Annotated in this window: 1 protein-coding gene and 1 pseudogene; both read left to right on the top strand. The window is 71.9% G+C overall.

Going from position 1 to position 2,821, the window contains the following annotated elements:
- Positions 1-64 precede the first annotated feature (64 nt).
- Positions 65-1,864, top strand: a pseudogene (locus E4099_RS30960) (ABC transporter permease/substrate binding protein); the annotation flags it as partial.
- Positions 1,865-2,021: 157 nt separating this feature from the next.
- Positions 2,022-2,759: a helical backbone metal receptor gene (locus tag E4099_RS30955; RefSeq protein WP_135342418.1), complete on the top strand. Its 738-nt coding sequence runs from the start codon at positions 2,022-2,024 to the stop codon at positions 2,757-2,759.
- The last annotated feature ends 62 nt before the right edge of the window (positions 2,760-2,821 follow it).

Genomic DNA, 2,821 nt, shown 5'->3' with positions numbered 1-2,821 from the left:
CCCCTGGCCAAGACCCCCGCCCAGCGCCCGGGCAGCGACACCGCCAAGGAGAAGGAGGCCGCCGATGCCTAGGCTCGAACTGGGAAGCTGGATCGACTCCGGCGTCACCTTCCTCCAGAACCACTTCGCCTGGCTCTTCGACTTCATCGCCTCGGTCGTCGAGGGCATGTACGACCATGTGCACCAGGTGCTCGCCGCCCCCGACCCGCTGCTGCTCACCGGCATCCTCGCGGTGCTCGCCTGGTGGCTGCGGGGTCTGCTGCCGGCGGTTCTGGCCTTCGCCGGCTTCGCGCTGATCGACTCGATCCGGCAGTGGGACCAGGCGATGGAGACCCTCTCGCTGGTGCTGGTCGCCGGCGTGATCACCATCGTGCTGGCGGTGCCGCTGGGCATCTGGGCCTCCCGCAGCCGGGCGGTCAGCGTGACGCTTCGCCCGGTGCTGGACCTGATGCAGACGATGCCCGCCTTCGTCTATCTGATCCCCGGCATCTTCTTCTTCGGTGTCGGCGTGGTCCCCGGCGTCTTCGCCACCATCGTGTTCGCCATGCCGCCCGCGGTACGCATGACCGAACTCGGCATCCGCCAGGTGGACGCCGAACTGGTCGAGGCGGCGGAGGCCTTCGGCACCGCCCCGGGACGCACCCTCACCCGCGTCCAGCTCCCGCTGGCCCTGCCCACCATCATGGCCGGCGTCAACCAGGCGATCATGCTGGCGCTCTCCATGGTGGTCATCGCCGGCATGGTCGGCGGCGGCGGACTGGGCGCCTCCGTCTACGAGGCGATCCAGGACGTCGACGTGGCGCTCGGCTTCGAGGGCGGCATCGCGGTGGTCATCCTCGCCATGTATCTGGACCGGATGACCGGCGCCCTCAACCAGCGGGTCTCCCCGCTGGGCCGACGCGCCCTGGCCAAGCGGCAGGCTGCCGCCGCCGGCGGACTGAAGGTGCTTCAGTGGCGTCCCGCCACCTCCGTCGCCATGGTCGGCGTCGTCGTCCTCGGTGTGCTCGCCGGCGGTCTGAACGCGGTCGCCGAGGAGGACGAGGCGCCCAAGGTCACCGCGGACGTCGGCAAGGGCCGCACGATCGACATCGGATACATCAACTGGGACGAGGGCGTCGCCTCCACCTATCTCTGGAAGGAGATCCTGGAGCAGCGCGGCTTCAAGGCCAAGGCGACCATGTACGACATCGGCTCGCTCTACACCGGCATGGCCCGCGGCGACATCGACCTGCAGACCGACTCCTGGCTGCCCGTCACCCACGAGTCCTACTGGAAGCGGTACCGCGACAAGCTGGAGGACCTGGGCAGCTGGTACGGCCCGACCACGCTGGAGGTCGCGGTGCCGTCCTACGTCAAGGGCGTCACCTCGCTGGAGGACCTCAAGGGGAGGTCCGGCGACTTCAAGGGCCGGATCATCGGCATCGAGCCGGGCGCCGGCGAGATGAAGCTGCTGCGCGACAAGGTGCTTCCGGAGTACGGCCTGGACTCCGAGTACAAGCTGCTCAAGGGGTCCACCGCGGGCATGCTCGCCCAGCTGAAGCGGAGCGTCGCCAAGAAGGAACCGGTCGCGGTCACCCTCTGGTCCCCGCACTGGGCGTACGCCAAGTACCCGCTGACCAAGCTCAAGGACCCCAAGGGCGTCTTCGGCTCCGGCGACGGCATCCACGCCCTGGCCCGCTCGGGCTTCGCGGACCGGGAGCCGCAGGTCGCCAAGTGGCTGAAGGACTTCAAGCTGAGCGAGAAGCAGCTCACCAGCCTGGAGTCGGCGATCCAGGACGCGGGCAAGGACAACCAGGAGGAGGGCGTCCGCGCCTGGCTGAAGGAGAACCCCGGCGTGGTCGACAAGCTGGCCCCGGTCAGCGGCTCGGCCAAGTGACCGCATAGCGGCACGGGGGCACGGCCGCTGGACGGGCGGGGTACGGCGCGAGGGCGCGGTACCCCGCCCGCGGCGCGTCTGCGGCCGGGCACTCCGGAGCCACCCGCACTGGAGGCGCCGACCGGCCGCCGCATACGGTGGGGCCATGAGCCCTCGCGGCGCCGTCCGGCGCGTGGTGTCCCTGGTGCCCTCGCTCACCGAGGCGGTGGCCGCCACCGCCCCCGAACTGCTGGTGGGGGTGACCGACTGGTGCACCCACCCGGCCGGCCTGGGCGCGGTACGGATCGGCGGCACCAAGAATCCGGACACCGCGCGGATCGCCGCCCTCGCGCCCGACCTGGTCATCGCCAACGAGGAGGAGAACCGCGAGCCGGACCTGCGCGCGCTGCGCTCCGCCGGACTCCGGGTGCTGGTCACCGAGGTGCGCACCCTGGAGCAGGCGTTCACCGAGCTGGACCGGGTGCTGGTGGCCGGCTGCGGACTGCCCCGCCCCGACTGGCTGGACGAGGCCAGGGACGCCTGGCGGGACGTGCGCCCCGGCGGCTCGGCGCGGCGCGCGGTGGTGCCCGTCTGGCGCCGCCCCTGGATGGTGCTGGGCCGGGACACCTTCGCCGGCGACCTGCTCAGCCGGCTCGGCGTCCGGCAGCTCTACGCCGCCCATCCGGAGCGCTACCCCCGGATCCCGCTGGAGGAGCTGCGGACCTCGGGCGCGGAGCTGGTGGTGCTGCCCGACGAGCCGTACCGCTTCACCGCGCAGGACGGTCCGGAGGCCTTCCCCGACCTGCCCGCCGCCCTGGTCAGCGGACGACATCTGACCTGGTACGGACCCTCCCTCACCGAGGCCCCGGCGGTGCTCGGCCACGCCTTGGCCACCGCCGGCTGACCCGATGGCCGACCGCCGGCGCCCATCCGGTCGGGGCGGGCGGGAGGTTGGTGGCGGTGGTG

It is taken from the genome of Streptomyces palmae, assembly GCF_004684805.1.
GTDB classification, from domain to species: Bacteria; Actinomycetota; Actinomycetes; order Streptomycetales; family Streptomycetaceae; genus Streptomyces; species Streptomyces palmae.
Note: the sequence above shows the minus strand (reverse complement) of the source record. Positions and strands in the feature narration are given on the sequence as shown.